The 22,344-nt window shown below is 64.4% G+C and carries 21 protein-coding genes and 1 pseudogene; 10 read left to right on the forward strand and 12 right to left on the reverse strand.

Annotated features, from left to right (window positions below; translation table 11 throughout):
- Positions 1-68 precede the first annotated feature (68 nt).
- Positions 69-359 carry a muconolactone Delta-isomerase family protein gene (locus FJ942_RS03300; RefSeq protein ID WP_140666247.1) on the reverse strand — a complete coding sequence of 97 codons (291 nt, stop codon included), beginning with the start codon at positions 357-359 and terminating at the stop codon, positions 69-71.
- Between the two features lie 121 nt (positions 360-480).
- Between FJ942_RS03300 and FJ942_RS03305 the strand changes: the two genes are divergently transcribed.
- Positions 481-1,377, forward strand: coding sequence for a LysR substrate-binding domain-containing protein (locus tag FJ942_RS03305; RefSeq protein WP_140897209.1), 897 nt, complete (start codon positions 481-483; stop codon positions 1,375-1,377).
- A 45-nt stretch (positions 1,378-1,422) separates the two neighbouring features.
- On the opposite strand, the gene FJ942_RS03310 is transcribed toward FJ942_RS03305, so the two are convergent.
- A complete protein-coding gene (locus FJ942_RS03310) occupies positions 1,423-2,034 on the reverse strand; it encodes a TIGR00730 family Rossman fold protein (RefSeq protein WP_140517827.1) in 612 nt (203 codons plus the stop codon).
- A gap of 128 nt (positions 2,035-2,162) precedes the next feature.
- Between FJ942_RS03310 and FJ942_RS03315 the strand changes: the two genes are divergently transcribed.
- The 3 genes from FJ942_RS03315 (at position 2,163) to FJ942_RS03325 (ending at position 5,908) form a co-directional block, all read left to right on the forward strand.
- On the forward strand, positions 2,163-3,530 hold the full coding sequence (locus tag FJ942_RS03315) for a LysM peptidoglycan-binding domain-containing protein (protein ID WP_140897210.1): 1,368 nt from the start codon (positions 2,163-2,165) through the stop codon (positions 3,528-3,530).
- 121 nt (positions 3,531-3,651) lie between these two features.
- Complete coding sequence (locus tag FJ942_RS03320; RefSeq protein ID WP_140520669.1) at positions 3,652-3,999, forward strand: metalloregulator ArsR/SmtB family transcription factor; 348 nt, start codon at positions 3,652-3,654, stop codon at positions 3,997-3,999.
- 25 nt (positions 4,000-4,024) lie between these two features.
- Positions 4,025-5,908 (forward strand): ABC transporter ATP-binding protein/permease, encoded by a 1,884-nt coding sequence (locus tag FJ942_RS03325; RefSeq protein ID WP_140897211.1) that lies wholly within the window; start codon positions 4,025-4,027, stop codon positions 5,906-5,908.
- 31 nt (positions 5,909-5,939) lie between these two features.
- Here FJ942_RS03325 and FJ942_RS03330 read toward each other — a convergent pair whose 3' ends face one another.
- The gene (locus FJ942_RS03330) at positions 5,940-6,821 is read right to left on the reverse strand and encodes an SMP-30/gluconolactonase/LRE family protein (protein WP_140897212.1); all 882 of its coding nucleotides are present in this window, start codon (positions 6,819-6,821) and stop codon (positions 5,940-5,942) included.
- Positions 6,822-7,032: 211 nt separating this feature from the next.
- On the opposite strand from FJ942_RS03330, the gene FJ942_RS03335 reads away from it, so the two are divergent.
- Positions 7,033-7,731, forward strand: coding sequence for a phosphatidylserine decarboxylase (locus FJ942_RS03335; RefSeq protein WP_140624543.1), 699 nt, complete (start codon positions 7,033-7,035; stop codon positions 7,729-7,731).
- 3 nt (positions 7,732-7,734) lie between these two features.
- Positions 7,735-8,553 carry a phosphatidylcholine/phosphatidylserine synthase gene (locus FJ942_RS03340; protein WP_140494505.1) on the forward strand — a complete coding sequence of 273 codons (819 nt, stop codon included), beginning with the start codon at positions 7,735-7,737 and terminating at the stop codon, positions 8,551-8,553.
- 118 nt (positions 8,554-8,671) lie between these two features.
- On the opposite strand, the gene FJ942_RS03345 is transcribed toward FJ942_RS03340, so the two are convergent.
- Positions 8,672-10,894 carry an AMP-binding protein gene (locus tag FJ942_RS03345; RefSeq protein ID WP_140897213.1) on the reverse strand — a complete coding sequence of 741 codons (2,223 nt, stop codon included), beginning with the start codon at positions 10,892-10,894 and terminating at the stop codon, positions 8,672-8,674.
- Between the two features lie 135 nt (positions 10,895-11,029).
- Positions 11,030-11,438 (reverse strand): annotated as a pseudogene (locus tag FJ942_RS03350) (4-oxalocrotonate tautomerase family protein).
- Positions 11,439-11,551: 113 nt separating this feature from the next.
- On the opposite strand from FJ942_RS03350, the gene FJ942_RS03355 reads away from it, so the two are divergent.
- Positions 11,552-12,415, forward strand: coding sequence for a LysR substrate-binding domain-containing protein (locus tag FJ942_RS03355; protein ID WP_140897214.1), 864 nt, complete (start codon positions 11,552-11,554; stop codon positions 12,413-12,415).
- Positions 12,416-12,584: 169 nt separating this feature from the next.
- Here FJ942_RS03355 and FJ942_RS03360 read toward each other — a convergent pair whose 3' ends face one another.
- Both FJ942_RS03360 and FJ942_RS03365 read right to left on the reverse strand, forming a co-directional pair.
- The gene (locus FJ942_RS03360) at positions 12,585-13,487 is read right to left on the reverse strand and encodes a DMT family transporter (protein ID WP_140562454.1); all 903 of its coding nucleotides are present in this window, start codon (positions 13,485-13,487) and stop codon (positions 12,585-12,587) included.
- Positions 13,488-13,542: 55 nt separating this feature from the next.
- Positions 13,543-14,430: a DMT family transporter gene (locus FJ942_RS03365; protein WP_140728187.1), complete on the reverse strand. Its 888-nt coding sequence runs from the start codon at positions 14,428-14,430 to the stop codon at positions 13,543-13,545.
- A 322-nt stretch (positions 14,431-14,752) separates the two neighbouring features.
- On the opposite strand from FJ942_RS03365, the gene FJ942_RS03370 reads away from it, so the two are divergent.
- Positions 14,753-15,334 (forward strand): VOC family protein, encoded by a 582-nt coding sequence (locus FJ942_RS03370; RefSeq protein ID WP_140555764.1) that lies wholly within the window; start codon positions 14,753-14,755, stop codon positions 15,332-15,334.
- Positions 15,335-15,360: 26 nt separating this feature from the next.
- Positions 15,361-16,248, forward strand: coding sequence for a glutathione S-transferase family protein (locus FJ942_RS03375; protein ID WP_140520661.1), 888 nt, complete (start codon positions 15,361-15,363; stop codon positions 16,246-16,248).
- A gap of 153 nt (positions 16,249-16,401) precedes the next feature.
- Here the strand turns inward: FJ942_RS03375 and FJ942_RS03380 are convergent, their stop codons facing one another.
- Complete coding sequence (locus FJ942_RS03380) at positions 16,402-17,913, reverse strand: peptidase S10 (RefSeq protein WP_140494490.1); 1,512 nt, start codon at positions 17,911-17,913, stop codon at positions 16,402-16,404.
- Positions 17,914-18,429: 516 nt separating this feature from the next.
- Here FJ942_RS03380 and FJ942_RS03385 point away from each other — a divergent pair.
- Positions 18,430-18,936, forward strand: coding sequence for an OsmC family protein (locus tag FJ942_RS03385; RefSeq protein WP_140494488.1), 507 nt, complete (start codon positions 18,430-18,432; stop codon positions 18,934-18,936).
- 14 nt (positions 18,937-18,950) lie between these two features.
- On the opposite strand, the gene FJ942_RS03390 is transcribed toward FJ942_RS03385, so the two are convergent.
- The 4 genes from FJ942_RS03390 to purF form a co-directional block, all read right to left on the reverse strand.
- Positions 18,951-19,169 carry a hypothetical protein gene (locus tag FJ942_RS03390; RefSeq protein WP_140494486.1) on the reverse strand — a complete coding sequence of 73 codons (219 nt, stop codon included), beginning with the start codon at positions 19,167-19,169 and terminating at the stop codon, positions 18,951-18,953.
- 147 nt (positions 19,170-19,316) lie between these two features.
- Entirely contained in the window at positions 19,317-19,952 is a 636-nt protein-coding gene (locus FJ942_RS03395) for a hypothetical protein (protein WP_140555762.1), read from the reverse strand.
- An 82-nt stretch (positions 19,953-20,034) separates the two neighbouring features.
- On the reverse strand, positions 20,035-20,790 hold the full coding sequence (locus FJ942_RS03400; protein ID WP_140580931.1) for an SDR family NAD(P)-dependent oxidoreductase: 756 nt from the start codon (positions 20,788-20,790) through the stop codon (positions 20,035-20,037).
- A 48-nt stretch (positions 20,791-20,838) separates the two neighbouring features.
- Positions 20,839-22,308 (reverse strand): amidophosphoribosyltransferase, encoded by a 1,470-nt coding sequence (gene purF / locus FJ942_RS03405; RefSeq protein ID WP_140494480.1) that lies wholly within the window; start codon positions 22,306-22,308, stop codon positions 20,839-20,841.
- Between the last annotated feature and the right edge of the window lie 36 nt (positions 22,309-22,344).

Raw genomic sequence — 22,344 nt, forward strand, 5'->3', positions numbered from 1 at the left:
ACACTCTCTCGAGCGGCCGCGTCAGTGCGGCGGCGCCTTTCGCCGCCACCGCATTGCGACTGCCACACTTAGCGCTTCGGACCGAAACCGGGATAAGGGTTCAGCGGCACGATTGCGGCAATGTCCATCATGCCGGCCTTGACCAGCGGCAAGCTGCCGAGATGGCTGCGCACGTCGGCATCGCTGGCCGCCTCGAACATCATGCCGCTCCCGGGAATGTCGCCACGGTTCCAGACCTGGCGAACCGCGCCCTGGGCGTAGAGCGTGCGCCGCTGCTCGGCCTCGCCGGGCAGCAGCGGCGCGAAATCGGCATCGGCGAATTTTTCGGTGTTGCGGGTGAGGAGGGCAAAGAACTGCATGTCGGTCTCCTGTTTGTCAGCGGTAGGTGACGGCAGGTATCGCGCTGGATAGTCAGACTGTCCAAGACTGATTAGGCTAAAGTTGAGACTTTTGAAGACTTGATGCCGCGCGGAGCAAAAAATGTTCGACTTGCGCCAGATCCGATATTTCGTCGCCGTCGCGGAAACCGGCAATGTCGGTCGCGCCGCCGAGCTGCTGCATATTTCGCAGTCGCCGCTGAGCCGGCAGATCATGCAGCTTGAACAGCAGCTTGGCGTAACCCTGTTCGAACGAGTAAAACAGCGCGTCCATCTCAATGCCGAGGGCCGCGCCTTTCTCGCCGAGGCCCGCGCGCTGCTGTCGAACGCGCGCCGGCTGGAGGAACTTGGTCGAAACCTTGCCAGCGGGTCTGTCGGGCGTCTTGCCATCGGCTATGTCGAAGGCGCCGTGCACGCCGGGCTTGTCGCCGCGATGCTGCGCCAATTCCGCCGCGACCGGCCGGATTTTCATCTCCAGTTGAGAAGCCTGCGCTCGGCGGCGCAGATCGAGGAGCTGCGGCAGCGGTCGCTGGATCTGGGCCTGGTCTATTCGCCGCCCGCCGCGGACGATCCCGATGTCGCCAGCATGCCGCTGCGCCACGAGCCGCTGGCGCTGGCGATGCCCGAAGGCGATCCGCTCGCCGAAGTGGCCGATATCCAGCCGCACCCTCTCGACGGCCGCGTCTGGATCACCGTCGTGCGCCAGCCCGACGACACCAATCGCGGCCAGTTCCTGGCCGCCTGCGCCAAGGCGGGTTTCCTGCCCGATATCGCCTATGAGACGGCGGACCCGTTGACCTCGCTCGGCCTTGTCAGCGCCGGCCTCGGCCTTGCCACCGTCCAGTCGAGCCTGCGCATCGCCGCGCCGCCCGGGATCCTGTTTCGGGACCTGCCATGGTTTGAGCGCAAGGTCTCGATCCATCTCGCCTGGCGGCGCCAGGATCGGCGAGCGGTAATCGATGATCTGCGGCTGGCCGGCAGTAGGGCAGTAGGGCAGTAGGGCAGTAGGGCAGTAGGGCAGTAGGTTCTGTCTTCAGCTACTGCCTTACATCTTGTCTATCACCGACTGCACGCCCTCCGTCGGCGCATCGACCGAGGAGCCTGCCACCATGATGGCGGCGACGATTGCCTCGGGGTCATTGACGACCAGCGGCTTGACCCGCTGTGCGGTGTGAATGAAGCCTTCGGTTGCCATATGGTCGATAAGCGCCAGCATCGGATCCCAGAATCCGCCGACATTGCCGAAGACGATCGGCTTGCGGTGATGGCCAAGTTGCGCCCAGGTCATGACCTCGACGATCTCCTCGACTGTGCCGATGCCGCCCGGCAGCGCCACAAAGGCGTCGGATTTCTCGAACATCTTATGTTTGCGCTCGTGCATGTTTTCGGTGATCACGAGCTCGTCGAGCCGGTCTAGCGCGGTTTCGGTTGCTTCCCTGTTGATCAGGAAGCGGGGAATGATGCCGGTGACCTTGCCGCCGGCCTTGAGCGCGCCTTCAGCGACGGCGCCCATGATGCCTTTGGTGCCGCCGCCATAGATCAGCCTGAGGCCGGAGCGCGCAAGCGATCGCCCGAGCAGGTGACCAGCCTTGACATAGGTTTCATCACGGCCCGGAGACGAGCCGCAATACACGCAGACGGATCGAATCGTATTCATGCCGATGATTGGTGATTGGGTCTGAAAGCGCGGTCAAGCCCTAAGGGCCGAGAAGTCCGGGCTTTTTCTTGTCGGTGATGGTAAAACAGGCTAGACCGGCGTTAGATGGCTAAGGGGCAGGGAAGTAGATGGCGATCAATCCTTTGAAGGCGTTTCTGTTCGCGGCGGGTGGGACCGTTGCGGTCGCGGGAACCGCCTATGTGTCGGGCGCGCTCGACCCATATTTCAATCGCACGCCGCCGGCGGACGTCGCGGCGCAGGCTCCGCCTGTGGCGCCGAAGCCGGCCAATCCGGGCACGGAAGCGCGGCTGCCGCAGGCTGCGGCACCGTCCGCTCCCACCTCTGAGGCAACCGCGCCTGCCGTCGCGGGTCCGATCGCCCCGACCTTCGACGTGGTGCGCGTTGAAGGCGATGGTTCGATCGTCGTCGCCGGCAATGCCGCGCCCAATTCAAAGGTCGAGATCCTCAACGGTTCGACCGTGATCGGCTCGACGGTCGCTGGTCCGGATGGCGCCTTCGTCATCGTGCTCGATGATCCGCTGAAGCCCGGTGACTATACGATTGCCTTGCGCTCCACCGCCGGCGATGTGGTGACCGCTTCGGCCCAGACGGCCGTCGTCTCCATTCCCGCCAATGCGAGCGGTCAGGTGCTGGCCATGGTCGAGGAACCGGGCAAGCCGGCCGAACTGCTGACCGTGCCCCAGCCGCAGACAACACCGGAAGCGCCTGCAGCCGCGGCTCCGGCGCCAGGCGCGTCCGCCGCCATCGAAGCAACGCCTGCTCCTGCGGCGCCGACAACGCCGCCCGCGCCATCCGTGGCCGAACCCAAGATCGTCGTCGAAGCGGTCGAGATTGACGGCAGCAAGATTTTTGTCGCCGGCCTCGCCGACCCGGGCCGCAAGGTGCGCGCCTATGCCAACGACATCCTGCTTGGCGAAGCGCAGACATCGCCGAATGGCCATTTCCTGGTTGAGGCGAGGCGCGACGTACCGGTCGGCAGTTACACCATCCGTGTCGATGGCCTCGATGCCGACGGGGTGAAGGTGGTGGCCCGCGCCGCCGTACCGTTCGAGCGCGAACCGGGCGAGGCGGTCGCCGCCGTGGCGCCTGCTGGATCCAAGGCGGCCGATGCAAAGTTTGCCGAACCGTCGGCTGCCGCTGAAGCGCCCGCCAACCCGGCGGAACCGGCTCCGGCCGATGCAGTGGCCACGCCGCCTTCCGATGTGGCCGAGACTGTTTCACCTAAGCTCGAACATGCCAACGGCGCCGTGATCATCCGCCGTCACGACACGCTGTGGCGGATTTCGCGGCGCGTTTACGGCTATGGCATGCGCTACTCGACCATCTATCTCGCCAACCAGGACCAGATCCGCAATCCCGACCGCATCTGGCCGGGACAGGTGTTCAAGGTCCCGCCACGGTCTAAGGAAGGCGAGGCCGCCGACCTCAAGGCGATGGGTGACCAGATGACGACGCATTCGGCGAAGACGGAGTAGGCAAGCGTCAGCGGGGCGGCTGCAAGCCGTTCCGAAGCCGATCCTTCGCAGCCCTCCGCCTGCAATCTCCCCATCCGGCCAGCTTGCCTCGTCACTGTTCATCGTCTATCGCCGATGAACGATGACCGAATCCCTGCCTGAACAAGACCGCGCGACGAGCGCGCCAACCTCTTGCACCACCGACAGCCACTCCATCGCTGCCCGCTTCGCCGCGCTCTCGCACCCTGCGCGCATCGAGATCCTGAAACGCCTGTCTGCCAGCGGTTTCTGCTGCTGTCGGGACGTTGTCGACCACCTCGATCTCGCCCAGTCGACCGTCTCGCAGCATCTGAAGATCCTGGTCGAGGCGGGGCTGGTGCGCTTCGCGCCTGACCGCCAGCGCTCGCGCTACGAGGTGGACCAAGCCGCGCTTGCCGGCGTGTCGGCTTCGCTGAGCGCGCTCGTCGTTTCCTGCTCGACCAGCCGCTGACCCTCTCACCCAAAAGGCAAGAAAAGTGGCCGAAAAAACCGTCTCCGCCGATTCCCCGACCTTCAAGACGCTGCTTAACCTCTGGCCCTATATGTGGCCGGCGGATCGTGCCGATCTGCGGGCGCGCGTCACCTGGGCGACAATTCTGCTGGTGGTTGCCAAGCTGACATTGGTCGCGGGACCCTATTTCTTCAAATGGGCGACCGACGCCTTGGCCGGTGACGGCAGATCGACGCCGCCGCTGCCCGCCTTCCTGCTCGCCCCGGTCATGTTGGTTGTCGCCTACAATGTCGTGCGGCTCGTGCAACTCGGCTTCAACCAGTTGCGCGACGCGCTGTTTGCCCGCGTCGGCCAGTACGCTGTGCGCCAGCTTGCCTTCCGCACCTTCGTCCACATGCACCAGTTGTCCCTGCGCTTCCATCTCGAGCGCCGCACCGGCGGCCTGTCGCGCATCATCGAGCGCGGCACCAAGGGCATCGAGACGATCGTGCGCTTCATCATGCTCAACACGGCGCCGACCATCCTCGAATTCGCGCTGACCACGGGCATCTTCGCCTACACCTATGGCTGGAAATACGTAGCCGTGGTGGCAGTCACCGTCTGGCTCTATGTCTGGTTCACGGTTCGCGCCAGCGACTGGCGCATTTCGATCCGCCGCGACATGAACGACAGCGACACCGACGCCAACACCAAGGCGATCGACTCACTGCTCAATTTCGAGACGGTCAAATATTTCAACAACGAGGCCATGGAGGCCGAGCGCTTCGACCGCTCCATGGCGCGCTACGAGATGTCGGCGACCAGGATCTGGACGTCGCTCGGCTGGCTGAATTTCGGCCAGGGCGTCATCTACGGGCTGGGCACGGTCATCGTCATGTGCATGTCCGCGCTCGAAGTGCAGCGCGGTACGCAGTCTGTCGGTGATTTCGTCTTCATCAACGCCATGCTGATGCAGCTCTCGGTGCCGCTCAATTTCATCGGCTTCATCTACCGCGAGATTCGCCAGGGCCTCACCGATATCGAGCAGATGTTCGGCCTGCTCGACGTGCCGAAGGAGATCGTCGACAAATCTGATGCCAGGCCGCTCGCCATCGAGGCCGGCAAGGTCGAATTCCGTGACGTGCATTTCTCCTACGACCCGAACCGCAAGATCCTGAAAGGCATCAGCTTCGAGGTGCCGGCCGGCAAGACGGTCGCCATCGTCGGTCCTTCGGGCGCGGGCAAGTCGACCATCTCGCGGCTGCTGTTCCGCTTCTACGACATCCAGTCGGGCCAGGTGCTGATCGACGGCCAGGATGTCAGGGAGGTGACGCAGGAGAGCCTGCGCGCGGCGATCGGCATGGTGCCTCAGGACACCGTGCTGTTCAACGACACCATCGCCTACAACATCCGCTACGGCCGCATCGGCGCCAGCGAGGAGGAGGTGCGCAAGGCGGCCGAACTCGCCCAGATCGGCCCCTTCATCGAGCGGCTGCCCGAGGGTTACCGCTCGATGGTCGGCGAGCGCGGTCTGAAGCTTTCCGGCGGCGAGAAGCAGCGCGTGGCAATTGCCCGCACCATCCTCAAGGCGCCGCCGATCCTGATGCTCGACGAGGCGACCTCGGCGCTGGACAGCCATACCGAACAGGAGATCCAGGCCGCGCTCGACCTGGTCAGCCGGGGCCGCACCACCATCGTCATCGCCCACCGGCTGTCGACGGTGATCACGGCCGACGAAATCATCGTGCTCAAGGACGGCCAGATCGCCGAACGCGGCACACATGCCGATCTGATGCGCAAGCACGGGCTTTACGCCTCGATGTGGGACCGCCAGCGCGAGGCGACCGAAGCCGAGGAGCGTCTGCGCATCGCCCGCGAAAGCGACGAACTGGGTGTGGTGGTGCGCAGGCGCACGTCGGAGCTGTCGTAGCGGCGTTGGCTATCTCCGTCGCTTTCGCCAATCAGCGTGTGCCCGAAATGTAAGACGGCCATCCCGCGCCAGGCGAGGAAACAGCGACGCCCAGCACCTGACCAGTGCGGGCGTCGCTTGTCATGTGGTCGAAGCCGCGCCATTCGGCGACGGTGATGAACAGCGTCCTGCCGTCGACACCGCCCAGCATGCAGGCGAAGCAGCCGCGATCGGCGGTCACGGTCTGCATCACTTCACCGCCTTCGCGTACCTGCGCACAGCGCTTGTTGGGAACATCCGCGTACCAGACCGCCCCTTCGGCATCGAGGCAGATGCCGTCGGGATAGCCGTCGACATCGGCCCACACCCGCCGATTAGCCAGAGTGCCGTCGGCGGTTATGTCGAAGGCGGTCAGCCGGTTGGAGTGGGATTCGGCAATGATCAGCGTCCTGTTGTCCGGGGTCACAGCCATGCCATTGGCAAACGCGATATTCCCAGCCACTTGCCTGGCCGTCCCGTCCGGCGTGATCAGTACGATCGTGCCCGGGCCGAAATGCTGGCCGGGTGCCGGCGCCGGGCCGCCACCATTGACATAGATATTGCCGCGCCCATCGACGACGATCTCGTTCCAGGGGCTTTTCGAGAGGTCGCGCAGATCGGCATGGGTGACGAGCCTGCCATCCACCTCCTGCCTTAGCAGCAGGCCTTCGCGGCCTGAAATCACGAGCAACCTGCCATCCGGCAGCCAGTCGATGGAGTAGGGCAGGACCGCTGGCACGGTGAGCATCACCCTGCTCTTGCCGTCTTCGCTCACGGCGACGATCTCTCCGGTACCCCAGTTGCAGAGCCACAGGCGTCCCTCATGCCAACGCGGCGATTCCCCGAAAGCGAGGCCCTTGGCGATAATCTTGGCGTTCTCGGCAACGGATGACATTGCTGGCTCCTTGGCTGCGTGACCCACGTCACCGTTCCGAAGGCGTCGCGGGGCACTGTCCTGCCAAGGACGGGCGAGCGTATGGCTTGCCGACATGGCGGCCGACAATTCTAAAAGGCTACTGCGCGCCCCTCCCTCACCATTGTCGCGTTGCGGGCAGAGGGTGTTTCGGTTATTGAGGCCGGACCTGAAACAGGGACTGCCCCATCCCATGAGCCTTGTCGATACGGTCAAGAACGCGTTCGTACCGATCCATCGCGAGGGCTATCCGTTCATCGCCGCCTTTGGCGCGGGCACGCTTTTCCTCGGCTATTTCTCCTCGATCCTGTTCTGGATCGGGCTCATCCTCACCGCCTGGTGCGCCTATTTCTTCCGCGATCCCGAGCGGGTGACGCCGGTCGACGACCGTCTGGTGGTGAGCCCCGCCGACGGCGTCATCTCGGCGGTCGGCCCGGCCGTGCCGCCGCGCGAGCTTGGCCTCGGCAATGCCGAAATGACCCGCATATCGGTGTTCATGAACGTCTTTTCCTGCCACGTGAACCGCGCCCCGGTGCGTGGCAAGATTTCCCGTATCGAGCATCGGCCCGGGAAGTTCCTTAATGCCGAACTCGACAAGGCAAGCACCGAGAACGAGCGCAACGGGCTGGTCATCGACAGCCCCAACGGCACCGTCGCGGCGGTGCAGATCGCCGGCCTCGTGGCGCGGCGCATCGTCTGCTGGGCCGAGACCGGCGGCTCGATCGCCATCGGCGAGCGTTTCGGCCTGATCCGCTTCGGCTCGCGCGTCGACGTCTTCCTGCCGGAGGCGGCGACACCACGCGTGGCCGTCGGCCAGACGGCGGTCGCCGGCGAAACGGTGCTGGCGGAATTCGGCGGTATCGCCGCCACGCCTCTCGTGCGGATATCCTGACCGGTGGGCGCGCCGTTCAAGAAATTCGAGGCACATGCCAGCGGCGGCCCGCGCATCCGCGAAATCCCGATGCGCATGGTGCTGCCCAATCTGGTTACGGTGCTCGCCATCTGTGCCGGCTTGTCCGGCATCCGCTTCGCTTTCGAGAACCGCTTCGAGCCCGCGGTGGTCATGGTACTGCTCGCCGCGTTTCTCGACGGCATAGACGGCCGGCTGGCGCGAATGCTGAAGGCGACGTCGAAATTCGGCGCGCAGATGGATTCGCTGGCCGACATCGTCAATTTCGGCGTCGCGCCCGCGCTGGTGCTTTACGCTTTCCTGCTCGACCGCGCGGGATCGCCGGGCTGGATTGCCGCCCTTTTGTTCACCATCGCCTGCGGCATGCGGCTCGCCCGCTTCAATGTTCTTGACGAGGAAAAGGCCGAGCGGCCGGCATGGCAGACCGAATATTTCGTTGGGGTACCGGCGCCGGCGGGCGCCGTGCTGGTGATGCTGCCGCTTTATCTGTATTTCCTGCGGCTTGGGCTGGAGCCCGGCCGCCCGGCCGCCTTCATCGCCACCGGCTTCACCGTACTGGTCGCCTTCCTGCTGGTCAGCCGTTTGCCGGTCTATTCGGGTAAGAGCGTCAAGGTGCCGGGTGACAAGGTATTGCCGGTCATCCTGGGGGTCGTGCTCTACATCCTGCTCTTGATGACCTATCCCTGGTACACGCTGACGGCCTCCGTCGCCGGTTATCTCCTCTTCCTGCCCTTCAGCGTGCGTGCCTATTCGAAGCGCGCCAGGCTGGAAGGCGAGCAGGTGCCGCCTTCGGATATAGGATAACGCTGTTATCCCTCTTTGAAGGCGGGGATGTCGCCGAAGGCGACAGAGGGTGCATTGAAGGCCAGCGCTTTGCGCCCGGGCCTGCGATTTAGGCGAGACGACCCTTCAGGCCGTTCGCCTACGCCGCCGCACTCAGCCCCAGACGATCGATGGCCAGTCTGCGGGCCGACACATAGTCGGTCTTGCCCGAGCCCAGCGCCGGGATCTCTTCCACCTTGACGATGTCGTTGGGCACCATCAGTTCGGCCGCCCCGGCCTTCTTGCCGAATTGGCGCAGTTCCTCGGCACTCGCATCGTCGGCGGTGGTCACCAGCACGATGCGCTCGCCGCGCCGTTTGTCGGGCACCGCCACGGCGGCATGGCGCTCTTCCGGCCACAGCGACTGCACCAGCATCTCGACCGCACCCAGCGACACCATCTCGCCGGCGATCTTGGCGAAACGCTTGGCCCGGCCGCGAATGGTGATGAAGCCCTCGCGGTCGACCGAGACGATGTCGCCGGTGTCGTGCCAGCCCTCGAGCCGCTGCAATTCGCCCGGTCGGTCGGCGGTCATGTAGCCCATCATCATATTCGGGCCGTCGAGCCACAGACGGCCGGCGCCATCGATGCCGTCGACGGGTTCGAGCTTCATGCGGATGGCCGGCAGCAGCCGCCCGACGGTGCCGTCGCGGCTATGGATGGCGGTGTTGACGGCAACCACGGGCGCGGCCTCGGTCAGCCCAAAGCCTTCGATGATCTCGGCCTGGAAACGCTCGCGATAGGTGCGGCGGGTTTCCGGCTTCACCGCTTCGGCGCCGGCGACGACGAAGCGCAGGCTGGAAAAATCGCCGTCCTTGGCGGTGCGCGCGTAATTGGCGAGGAAAGTGTCGGTGCCGAACATGACCGTCGGCTTCACCTTACGGGCGATCTCGGGGATGATCTTGTAGTGGAGAGGCGAGGGGTAGAGGAACAACTTTACGCCTGTGACCAGCGGCAGGATGGTGCCGCCCGTCAGCCCGAAGGAGTGGAACACAGGCAATACGTTGAGCAGGATATCGGCCGGCGAGATGGTGATACGGGCTTCCGCCTGCATGGCGTTGGCGTAAAGGTTCTTGTGCGACAGCACCACCGCCTTCGGCGTGCCTTCCGAACCGGAGGTGAACAGGATGACCGCGGGTTTGGCTGCGTCCTGGCGCTGCAGCGGCCAGCGCCACAGCAAGGCGGCGGTAAGCTTTTCCAGCGCCGTCACGCTTGCGCGTGTATCCTCCAGCCAGAGAAATTTCGCGCCGCCCTTTTCGACCGCCGTCACGATATCGCCGAGGTCGGCCTTCTCGATGAAGGCGCGGGAGGAGACGACCGTGCGGATCACCGCCGTGCGGATGGCGGCGGTGACGCTGGCCGGACCCGCGGTGTAGTTGATCATCGCGGCCACCCGACCGGCCGAGAGCAGCCCGACCAGGGACAGCACCACGCCATTGGCGTTGGGCAGGAGCAGGCCGACCGCTTCGCCGGGCGCCGTCACCGCCTCGAAACGCCTGCCCAGCACGCGCGCGCCGATGAACAGTTTTCGATAGCTGAGCGCGCCCGAGACGACGTCCTCGATGATCGGATGCGATGCGCCGACCCTGGTTGCGGCGTCACGCATGGCCAGGAACAGGCCGCGATCGAGATCGGCGGCTGCGAAGCGCGCCTCGGCGAAGCGGTCGAACAGCGCGTTGGTGTTCGAGGCCTGGTCGGGAATGCGCGCCACCAGCTCGGCGATGGTCATTGGTTCCAATGCGCTGATCGACAGGCGAGGGAACCAGCGCCTTGGCGCGATGCTGGCCGGCGTCAGCGAGACAGGAAGGTCGCGGGCGCCGCCGACGAAGATCGGCACGATGCGGGCGTCGGCCTGCATGGCGATGCGGGTGACAGCGCGAAACAGCCGGAACGACTTGACGTCGGGCTCGACCGCGTCCGGCAGGTAGACGGCAAGCCGGCCCTTGCCCTTCAGCACGCGCACCAGCCTGCGGCTGACGAAGACGTGTTCGGCGTTGAAGGCGATGGTGCGGCCAAGCTCGCGCCACGGCTCCAGCCATGGCGCCCTGGCCGAGGCTCCGTCGAGGATGTGCAGCGTGTCGTCAGGCAGCAGCGACAGCATCAGCGCCGGTTCGAAGTGCGACTGATGTGAGATGACATAGATGACTGGCGCCGCCGCATCGCGCGCGATTGCGATGCGGCTGTCGCTGATCCGGTAGGCGAGCTTGAACGGCACGTAGAGCAGCGCCTGGGCAAAGCTCAGGCCGAGGCGGAACTTTTCCACTACCCCGATCAGCAGCCAGGCCACGACCAGACCCGCAAGCAGCGCCAGTGTCAGGATCATGCCGCGTCTCTCCCAACGTTCCTTGCACCTCGGCTCTGCGGCCGCTTCGGCAAGAACCTAGACGATGTGCGGGCAAGGTCAATGCGCAAGGGCCTCTTGCCGCCTCTCACGAAGGGAAGGCAAAAGCGGCATCCTTTACGCCGCCTTCAGTCTCCCGCTGATGAAGCGGAATTCCTGCGTTTTGCCGCCAAAACCGTAGGCGGCGGCCGGCACTTCGTGGACGAAGGCGTAGCTTTCTTCGTGCACGGACCCGAGCAGGCGCCCGAAGGCGGCGAAGATCGCCTTGAGATAGGCTTCCAACTCGAGCTTGGTGTTGGTGCTGTCGACCACCTTGATGTCGAGCCAGAACGTATTGGTCCCATGCTCGGCCAGCGACGTGCCGCCGGCGAACCAGTGCTGCGGATCGAGATAAGAGACGGCAACCGCCGTTATGGTCGGATCCTTGCGAAGGTGCGTGGCGGTGAGTTCGGTCGCCTCCTTGGCGATCCTGGCGGACAGCGTCGCGTCGGGCTTCCCCGGTGACGCTGACGTTGATGATGGGCATTGTCCTTCTCCTTGGTTCTGGCGGCCTCAGTCAGCCGATGACGCAACTCTGTCACCAACCAGGAAACATGAAAATCGAATTGTTTTCAGAGAATACTTCGATAATATCGAATTATGAAAACGCTCGATCCCGACCTCTTGAGGACATTCCTCGCCTTCGCCGACGGCGGCTCGCTGGCGCAGGCGGCCTCTATCGTCGGCCGTTCACCGTCGGCTGTGACGGCGCAGATGCAGCGGCTGGAAGAGGCTGTCGGCGAACCGCTGCTGGCACCGCAGGGCAGGGGCCGCAGCCTGACGCCGACCGGTGAGGAGCTTGTCGGCCATGCCCGGCGTATCCTTGCAGCGCATCGTGAAGCCTGGCTCGGCCTGAAGGGCGCAAAGGCCGACGGACGCATCGCGATCGGCACGACGCAGGATTTCGCCGACAGCGGCTTGCCCGATCTATTGCGTGCTTTCGCCGAAAGCCATCCGCGTGTCAGGATCGAGCTGCGCGTCGGCCGCTCCGCCGAGCTGGCGCAAGCCCTTCAGGGCGGTAGCCTGGATCTGGCGGTCGTTATGCGGCAGGCGGCGACGCCGGACGAAATCGGCATGTTGCGCGAGCCGATGATGTGGCTCTGTTCGCAAAAAGGGCTGGCTGCGCGACAGGACGAATTGCCGCTTGCGCTGCTCGATCCGCATTGCGGCTTCCGCGAAGCGGCGATCTCGGCGCTCGATTCGGCCGGCCGGCGCTATCGCGTTGCGGCCGGCAGCGCGAGCCTGGCCGGCCTGCGCACGGCGGTCAAGGCCGGCATTGCGCTGACGCTGCGCACCGCGCGCTTTGCCCATTCCGGCATCGTCGAAGCACCGCGCACGTTCGACCTGCCGCCCGTGCCCGTTGCCGAATTCGCCATCCGGCTGCGCGCCGATACCGAGAACCCGGCGCGGGATTTGGCCGCACTGCTCGGCGCCGGCCTGGCTGTGCCAGGACTTTTTGGCTGACAGCTGCCTGTCTTCAGGCGTGGGGCCAAAGAAAAAGCCGACCTTGCGGTCGGCTTGGAGTAGGACGGACCGAGGGGTTTGGGGGGACTCGGGGGGTGGTCCGTCGGCTCAACAATGCCTGAACCGGATGATGGTTCCGTGACTGCGCAAATTTTTTTGGGCTCGGCTTTCACAACGGCCCTGGCGCTTGTTGCTGCTTTGCCGACAGCCAGTCGCGGCCGGCATGGGCAAAGACCGCGCAAAGCACGATTGCGCCGCCGATCATGCTGGCCATGGGCGGTATCTCGGCCAGGAAAAGGAAGGCAAACAGGATCGCGAACGGCACTTCGGCAGAGCCGAGCAGGCCGGATTCAGCCGCCGGGATGAGCCTCGCGCCTTCCGTCCACAGGATCGAGGAGAGTGCGAAGCTCGAGCCGAAGGCGACGAGCAGCACGGCATCCCTTGCCGAGACGGCAAGCGGGTCGGTGACGAACCAGCCGAGTATGAACAACAGCAGGGCCGAGACCGCGCCTGCCCAGACCGCCGGCGTGTCGCGGAAGGCGCGCACCATGATCATGTAGAGCGCGCTGCCGACCGTCATCAGCAGCGCCAGCCCGTCTCCGAACAGATTGCCTGTGCCGAAGCTCGACCAGACCATGACCGCGACGCCGCAAAGCGAGACGGCGGCGGCTAACATCGTCTGCAGGCGGAAGGGCTCGCGCACCAGCAGGAAGGCGAGCAGCGCGGCAATGAAAGGCGACGTCGCGTAGATGACCGTGACATTGGCGACGAAGGTGAATTTGAAGGCGCAGATGAAGGCGATGCTGGCCAGCGCGCCTTCCACCGCCAGCAGCCAGCCGCGCCAGCCGAGCCGCAGCGTTTGGCGGTTGCCGGAGCGGTGGCGGCGCCACAGCACATAGAGGCTGATCAGGATCGAGCCGACGAAACCGCGCCAGCAGGTGATGGTCAGCGGATCGGCATGGATCGATTTGGTCAGCACGCCGGTCAATCCGAACACCGCCGCCGACGACGACACCAGGATGATGCCAAGTGTCCGTTCTGCGGTGTCGGTGGCGGCTGCTACATCGGTCATGAAAGCCAATTTACGTGGTTCTGTCCTGACATCGTAGTGTCAGAAGTCTGGCCCGTCACAGCCGTTTGCGGAAATGCTCGCCGCCGACGATCAGCAGCCCTGCGGTGATGATGAGAGCAGCGCCGAAAAACACTTCGCGACGCGGCACGTCGCCCCAGATGGCGAAGCCGAGCGCGAAGGCCCACAACAGCGAAGTGTATTCCAGCGGCGCGATGATCGAGGCCGGCGTCCGTTTCATGCCTTCGAAGAGAAGATACTGCGCCAAGCCGCCGAGCGCGCCGACGCTGGCAAGCAGAAGCAGTTCGCTCCAGCCGGGTATCTTCCACCAGAGCAGCGCGGGCACCGCCGAGAATATCAGGAAATAGAAATTGTTGAGCATGAGCTGGATCATCGAGCGCTCGGCAAGTGCTGTCTTGCGCAACAGCACGATGGCGATGCCCCACAGGAAAGCGGCGGCCAGCACCAGCAGCACCGGCACGGACAGCCCGAGATGGGCAGGGTCACAGGCGACAAAGACGCCGGCGAAGCCGATTGCCACCGCCAGCCAGCGCAGCATTGGCACTTTTTCGCCAAGCATCACCACCGAAAGCACGGTGACGATGATCGGGGCCGCGTAATAGACGGTGGTCAGTTCGGCGAGCTGCAGGCTGCGCGCGGCATTGTAATAACAAAGCCACGCCGCCAGGGTGAAGACGCTGCGCAACAGCATCGGCCACACGATCGGCGACCGCGCCGTCTCCGCATAGAGATGCCGTCCGCCGATCGCCGCGCAGGCGGTCAGTATGGTGATGCTGCGGAAGAACAGGATCTGCCAGACGCTCATGCCGGCTACCAGCAGCTTGATCGAAGCGTCCTGCGTCGAAAAAAGCAAATAGGCGGCGCCGGTCAGGAGGATACCGGCGAGAACCCTTTCGCGTGTTTCGAGAATGGCGACATCGGCCATGCGACAAGCGGCCTTGTGTGAAAACGGCTCCGGCCCCTGTCGGCTCCGCTCCCGCCAGCTATAGGGGCGAAACCTTGCATGGCGCTGCTCCAGCGCCGTGCTTGCGTTGGGGCAGGGCCGATCCCGGATGCGGCTTCTGGCGCGGCGCGACTGATTGGTTTAGCATCGTCTCACAAAGCCGGCGCGTAAGGTTCGGCGAGCCAAGGGAACGGCGCGGATCAGGAAGCCAGCGCTCGCATAAGAGACGCCATTCGCATCATGGCGGCGGGCTGACAGCCGGCACTTACGGATATCGAAACGCCGACATCAGGGGGAGAACGCAATGCAGAAACTGCAATCGCAAGGCGTCCATCACATCACGCTGGTCGGCGCCGGTCGCCAGACGTCGATCGATTTCTGGGAAGGCGTGCTGGGCATGCCATTCATTTTCGAGCAACCCAACCTCGACAAGGCAGCCGAAAGCCATCTCTATTTCGATCCGGGCGACGGGCGGCTGATCACCATCTTTACCGACGAGACCCGCACGCCGGCAAAGCGCCGCACGCCGACCGACACGGGCTGCGTCCACCACATCGCCTTTGCCGTGTCGCGCGTGACCTTCCTGCAGGCGGTCGCCCGGCTTGACGAGCGCGCCATCAAGCACAGTGGCGTCAAGGACCGCGGTTTCATGGATTCGATCTATTTCGAGGATCCGCTTGGCCTGCTGATCGAACTTGCTTCCTACCGTTTCGAGCCGCCGGCCGGCTTTAGCCATGCCGACGTGCTGATGGAAGCGCACAAGCTCCGCGTCGCGCGTGGCGACTACAACATCGCCGAGGCGCATCTGGCCGACGCCATCCAGGCGCTGGTCGAGCGCTTGCGCGCGACATTGTCGGCCGACAGGGCGCCGCGCAATCCATATTGATTTTGAATAAACAAAGGGAGGAACAGATGGCAAAGACAGCGACGAAGGGTGCGAGGAAGCCGGCGGCCAAGGCGACACCAAAGGCTATGGCAAAGCCAGCAGCAAAAGCTTCAGCCAAGCCGGCGCCAAAAATATCGGCAAAGCCTTCGGCCAAGGCGACGTCAAAAGCAGCAACTGCCGGCAAAGCCGCGTCCAGGACCAAGGGGAAGTCGGCGAAGAAACCCGCCCTGATGATCAGCATGCTGAAGCCGAGCGTCAACAACATGACGGTTCGGGTGTTTGCCCGCGCCGCCGGGCTGGACCATGCCGAGGCCGACGCCTGGGGCAGCACGCGTTCGCCCGAATTCATGGCGCGCAACCCGGCCCATCTGACTCCGATGATCGAGGACAAGGGCCTGCCGCGAGGGGTGCTTTGGGAAAGCTGCGCCATCATGCAGTATCTCGCCAACAAGCACGGGCTGGAGAAATTCTACCCCAAGGCGCCTGCCAAGCGGGCGATGATCGACAGCGCCATGTTCTACCTGATCGGTACGCTCTATCCCTATGTGGCGCGCGCCACCTATCCGGCGCTCGGTTTCCCGCAATATGCCGGAGAGGTCGGCCACAGCGACGCTCATCCCGACAGGAAGGCCGAGGCGCAGAAGGCGGCGATCGCAGCCATCTCCGAACCGCTGGAGGTGTTCCACTCCTTCTTCAGGGACGGCAAGCCCTTCATTGGAGGCAAGAACCCGTCTATCGCCGACATCCGCCTGGCGGCGACACTCGAATTTCTCGCCGTCATCGACTATGCCCTGCCGGAATGGGCCAGCGACTACATGGCCGCGATGGAGAAGAAGCTCGGCAAGGCCTATGCAGACCCGGCCAGCGACGTGCGCGGCTACATTGCCCATGTGAAGTCACAGCCACGGGTGTGAGATCGCTTCGGCGCCGCAGGCCGGTTGAAGGCGGCCGGCCGCCAAGATGAACTGCAATGTCCTTCGCGGCTCCCTTGCCTGGAGGACAGAGGAGGGCACTGTCCCGCCAGCGTGTCGCGGACTGCCGGTCACTCCGGTGCTACCAAGCGACGCTTACTGCGTCGCTTGGTAAAGCTCCGCCGCCGCTGCCTTGAGCGCCCGCCTTCCGTCCGGCCTGAAATACATCATGTGTCCTCCGTCCAGCACATCGACGCGGATGGGCTTTGCACCGGCCAGCGTCGGTACCTGGTTCACCAGATAGCGAGATGCCAGATAGGGCGTGACGAGGTCGGTGTAGCCGTTGACGATGACGACGCCGAGCGCGGGATTGAGCGAGCGCGCCCGCTGCAGATCGTTCATCACGCCGGCATAGCCCTGCCGCGATGTGCCGTAGTCCCAATTGCGGCTGATCTCGCCATTGAGCAGCCGGTAGCTGACATCGGTGTGGTAGTTCAATTCGTCCCGGGCATAGCCGACAAAAGCCGAGGTCAACGCTGGAACGCTGCGGTCGAGCACCGGATCGGGTCCGGCGGTGCGAGCGCTTTCAGGAGCGATGTCGGCCGTGCCGATCATGGCGTCATAGGGGCTGAGTACCTTGCTTTTCGAGCGGGCGAACTCCCTCGCGAAAAGGCTGGTCGGTATACGCGCGAAATTCCGCTGCACGAGGTCGAGGGGCAGACCGGTGATCTCGGCCACCCGCTGGCTGGCCAGCCGCCCGCCTTGCTCCAGCCCGCTGGCCAGCGCCGTGAGGTAGTCGCCAAGCGCATAGCGCTCGACCGCGGCCAACTGCGCCCGCAGCGCCTCGCCGGTAACGCCGTCGGCACTGAGCCGCACCGACGCCAGCGAGGGGAGTTCGAGAGCCCAGTGCAGCGGCTCGAATTCGTCAGGTTGCACCAGCATGAATTCCAGCGCCGGCGAGATCAGCACGATGCCGCTCGGGCTAAGGCCGACATCTTCCTGCAAAGTCCTGGCGAGCAGCGCCGCGCGAAACCCGCCATAGCTTTCCCCGGCCAGGAAAAGCGGCGAGCCGCTGCGGCCGTTCTGGGCCAGATAGAGCCGGATGAAGGCGCCGATCGAGCTGGCGTCCTGGTTGACGCCCCAGAAGTCGTGGGTGTTCTGCCCGGGAGCCTCGCGGCTGTAGCCGGTGCCGACCGGATCGACAAAGACGAGGTCGGTCATGTCGAGCCAGCTGTCCGGATTGTCGATGATCTTTTGCGGCGGCGGCAGGAATTCGCCATCGGCTCCGGTCGTGATGATGCGCGGACCGAGCGCACCGAGATGCAGATAGGCGGAAGCCGCCCCGGGGCCGCCATTGAAGACGAAGGTAATGGGGCGTGGTGCCGTTTTTGCCGCGTCGGCCGGTGGCCGCAGCGTATAGGCGACATAAAAGATCTCCGCCGTGACGTCGGCCTTGCCTGAAAGCAGCGACAGCGTGCCGGTCTTGGCCTGATAGTCCAGCTTGCGTCCGGCAACCGTGATCGAATGGCTGGTGACCTGCGGCGGCGGCAGCAGCGACAGCACACCGCCGGTCGGCGCCGGCCTCTCCGGCGTTTCAGCCAGGACAGGCTGTTCGAAGGCAGCAAGCATCAGCAGGATGAGAGAGAGCAGTTTCAACTTGAACGGCATGACGCCTCCGCGAGAACGCTTGTCGCATAGCTATAGCCGATGCGATCGAAGTCAAAGGAAAGGCTCGTCCGGCTGAAGACGGATCGCCTGCCATCAGCAACGAATCCGGGTCAGCGGGTTCCGTGCAAGCCTTCTCGACGCGCTATTGAGAGAGCATTGAATAAAAAAACCGCCTGTACGGCGGGTCCGTGGCGCAACTCAGCACCATAACCAGGAATGTACCATAGCTGCCTTCACCCTGTCAAGAAAAAATTCCTATCAGGAGAAACCGTTGGCACACCCGACTGCCCATCGCCAGCCCTTGTTGACCCGAGTCGGTCACCAGAAAATGGGACGACGGCACTCGCACGGCTCGGACGGTCTTTGAGACCTCGTCCGTCAATGTCCATTTGGGATAGTGATTGCGCGCCTGTGTCCCAGCGCGATGATTATGTTTGCTTTCCGGTGTGATCGGGTCAAATCTCGGTGGCTTGACGCACGCCAGCGCCAGAAACGATCGTCGAAAGGGGCAGCGAAATGGACGCCACCGCACTGAAGGCCATGCAGGCGCCGCTGAAAGAGACCTATCGCGATGATGCTTCGCGCGCGCTCATCACGCTCAGGGCCAGAGGCAGTCTCGATGACCAGTCGATCGCCTGCAAGGTCGAGACGGGCAGGGCTCTCGCGATTGCCGGTCTGCATCCCGCAACCGGCGGCTCGGGGCTCGAGCTTTGCTCGGGCGACATGCTGCTGGAGGCACTTGTGGCCTGCGCCGGCGTGACGCTCAAGGCGGTGGCGACGGCGCTCGAATTCAAGCTCGGCGCCGCCACGGTCGAGGCCGAAGGCGACCTTGATTTTCGCGGCACGCTTGGCGTTGCCAAGGATGCGCCGGTCGGTTTTCGCGCCATCAGGCTGAATTTCAGTCTCGACACCGATGAGCCGCAGGAGCGCATCGATTCCTTGCTGAAGCTGACCGAACGCTACTGCGTGGTGTTCCAGACCATCAACCAGAAGCCGGAACTGACGGTCAGCGCACGGCGCTGACGCCGCATCGCGCCTTACTGCGCTGCCGGTTCCTCCGCGTCGCCCTCATCGGTGAAGGGTGACGCGCTCGGCACGCATTGCAGCGACCAGCCGGTCGGGGCCGGCTGCTTCTGGTATTCGGTGATGGCGGCGGTGCATTGTTCGCGCTTGTCGAACGTGCTGGGCAACACGACCATGCCGCCTTGCGGGCCGGCGATTACCAGGTACCAGACCAACGCTACGCTCGAAGCCATGGGAATTTCCTTGCTCTGCCCAGCCGGGCTTGTTGTGGGAATCTATGCGATCCTATCAACTCTGCGGAAATGACGAAAGCATGACCGCGACTCAGCTTTCCGCCGCCACATCACAGCCGCGTGATGTGGCGGGCGGGCGGGGTCTGGTCAATTCGTTGCGAAACAATAGAACAAGCCGTCGCCGCCGGTGCCTTTCAGCGCCTCCTGGCCGCAGCCGCCGCGCGAAGCATGCGAAGAGTTCCAGGATTTGGCGGCAGCTGAATCGTCGAGCCCGGTGCGGTCGTGATGGCCCATCATGGCTGCCCCTTCCGTGCCGCTCATCGTCCAGTCACCGCAGGTCTGGTCGGCGATCCTGGTGCCGTCGGGTTTCGAGCCGGTCAGCATATCGTGGCGGTTCGGCGTGTCGCCGCGGCCGTTGACCATCTCGCCTTTCTCGGTGAGCGCCGTCTGCTTGGTGATGCCGTTGGCATCGCCGTGCAGCGAGGCGACGTCGTCGGCTATCTTGACGCCCTTGGCATTCACCCACGGTCCCTTGCCGATGCGGTCGCGCGCATCCTCGGTGCTGGTCGACAGATATGCGGCCCAGGTCTTGCCGGTGACGCCGGCTGCTTCCGCCAGCGAGGCGCAATGCGCGTCGGCGCCCTTCAGGCCGCCGAGGTCTGCCCCTTTGCCCGAGCCGACGCTGGTGACGAAGAAGCTCATCTTGGCATCTTGTGACAAGGCTGTGCCGGCGGCCAAGGCTGAGGCAATGGCGGTGGCGGCGATGAGAATAAGTCTGCGCATGTCGGTCCTCCGGGTTTGAGCTTCGAATGTACATTCGAGGAACGCCGCCCGGAGCCGAATTCTTCCGATAAAAAAGATGCGGCTATTCCGGCTGTCGGTAGGCGACGAAACGGTTGTGCTTGGCCTGGAAGATCAATCCTGTCTCTTTCAGGTCGGGGCTTGCCAGCGGCACGATGCGTTTGGCGATCTCGGAGGGATGCGGCAGCGTTTCCGGGTCCTCGCCGGGCACGGCCTGCGCGCGCATCGCGGTGCGGGTGGCCCCCGGATCGGCGGCATTGACGCGCAAGGGCAGGCTCTGCGTCTCATGTGCCCAGGAGCGCATCATCGTCTCGACCGCCGCCTTGGAAGCCGCGTAGGGCGCCCAGAAGGCGCGCGCCGAGTGAGCAGCGTTGGACGACAGGATGATGGCCCGGCCGGCGTCGGAGAGCCGCAGCAGTGGGTCGACCGAGCGGATCAGCCGCCAGGTCGAGATGACGTTGATGGTCATCACCTTCTCGAAGGTTTTCGCCTCGACATGGCCGATCGGCGAGATCACGCCGAGCACGCCCGCATTGGCGACGAGAATGTCGAGCTTGCCCCACCGCTCATGGATGGCGCCGCCCAGGCGGTCGATGCCGGCCATGTCGGCAAGGTCGAGCGGCACCAGCGTCGCTTCGCCCTTGCCGGTTTTGGCGCGCTCGGCCTTGATCTGGTCGTCGAGTTCTTCCAGCCCGCCCACGGTGCGCGCCACGGCAATGACGTGGGCGCCGGCGGCAGCCAGTTCCCTGGCGATGAAGTAACCGATGCCGCGCGAGGCGCCGGTGACGACCGCAACGCGGCCGGAAAGGTCGAAGGTCATGCGATAGATTCCGGAAATATGGCTATGGCAACTGGCAGTGCGGCAATCCTATGCGCCGCTCGTCGCCAGCAGCGACAGCGTGCGCACATTGTCGTGGCCTTCGAAGTCGAGCAGGCGGGTCGGATACTGGCCGGTGAAGCAGGCGTCGCAGAATTGCGGCTGCTCGTTGTCGCGGTTGGCCTCGCCGACGGCGCGATAGAGTCCGTCGATCGACAGGAAGCCGAGCGAATCGACGCGGATGAATTCGGCCATCTCCTCGATCGACATACGTGATGCCAAAAGCTTCGATTTTTCCGGCGTATCGACGCCGTAGAAGCAGGAGGCGCTGGTCGGCGGCGAGGCGATGCGCATATGCACTTCCTTGGCGCCGGCGTCTCGCACCATCTGCACGATCTTCTGGCTGGTGGTGCCGCGCACGATGGAATCGTCGACCAGCACGACGCGCTTGCCCTCGATCATGCGGCGGTTGGCGTTGTGCTTCAGCTTGACGCCCATGTGGCGGATCGAATCGCCGGGCTGGATGAAGGTGCGGCCGACATAGTGGTTGCGGATGATGCCGAGCTCGAAGGGGATGCCCGCGGCTTGCGAAAAGCCGATTGCCGCCGGCGTGCCGGAATCCGGCACCGGCACGACGATGTCGGCCTCGACGGGATTTTCCTGCGCGAGTTCCGCGCCGATGCGCTTGCGCACCTCGTAGACGTTGCGGCCTTCGACCGAAGAGTCCGGGCGTGCGAAATAGACATATTCGAAAATGCAGAAGCGGGTCTTCTGCGGCTCGAACGGGAACAGGCTCTCGATGCCCTTGGAGGTAACGACGACCATCTCGCCTGGCTTCAGGTCGCGCACGAAACGCGCGCCGATGATGTCCAGCGCGCAGGTTTCGGAGGCCAGGATCCAGGCACCGTCGAGGTCACCCAGTACCAGCGGGCGGATGCCGAGCGGGTCACGGCAACCGATCATCTTCTTGGCCGTCATCGCCACCAGCGAAAAGGCGCCCTCGACCTGGCGCACCGCATCGATGAAGCGCGAGTTGAGATCGCGCTCCTTGCTGGTGGCGACGAGGTGCAGAAGCGTCTCGGTGTCGGAGGTCGAGGAGAAGATCGCGCCTTGCTTCTGCAGCGCGCGCTGCACGGTCATGGCGTTGGTCAGATTGCCGTTATGGGCCACGGCAAAACCGCCATCGGCCAGTTCGGCGAAGAAGGGCTGGATGTTGCGCATGCCGGCCCCGCCGGTCGTGGCGTAGCGCGTGTGGCCGATGGCGCGATTGCCTTGCAGGCTGTCGATGACGCGCTGCTTGGTGAAGGTGTCGCCGATCAGGCCGACATGGCGTTCGACATGAAACTGGGTGCCGTCGTAGGAGACGATGCCGGCCGCTTCCTGGCCGCGATGCTGCAGCGCGTGCAGGCCGAGCGTGACGATGGCCGCCGCGTCCTGCCGGCCGAAAATGCCGAACACGCCGCATTCGTCGTGGAAGTGATCGTCAGCTTCCGCGGAAAGCACGTGGTCTGCGTCTGCCATGGGGCTCAAGCTCCGCTAAAATCGCCATATAAGGCG

This window comes from Mesorhizobium sp. B2-4-2, assembly GCF_006442845.1.
In the GTDB taxonomy this organism is placed as follows: domain Bacteria; phylum Pseudomonadota; class Alphaproteobacteria; order Rhizobiales; family Rhizobiaceae; genus Mesorhizobium.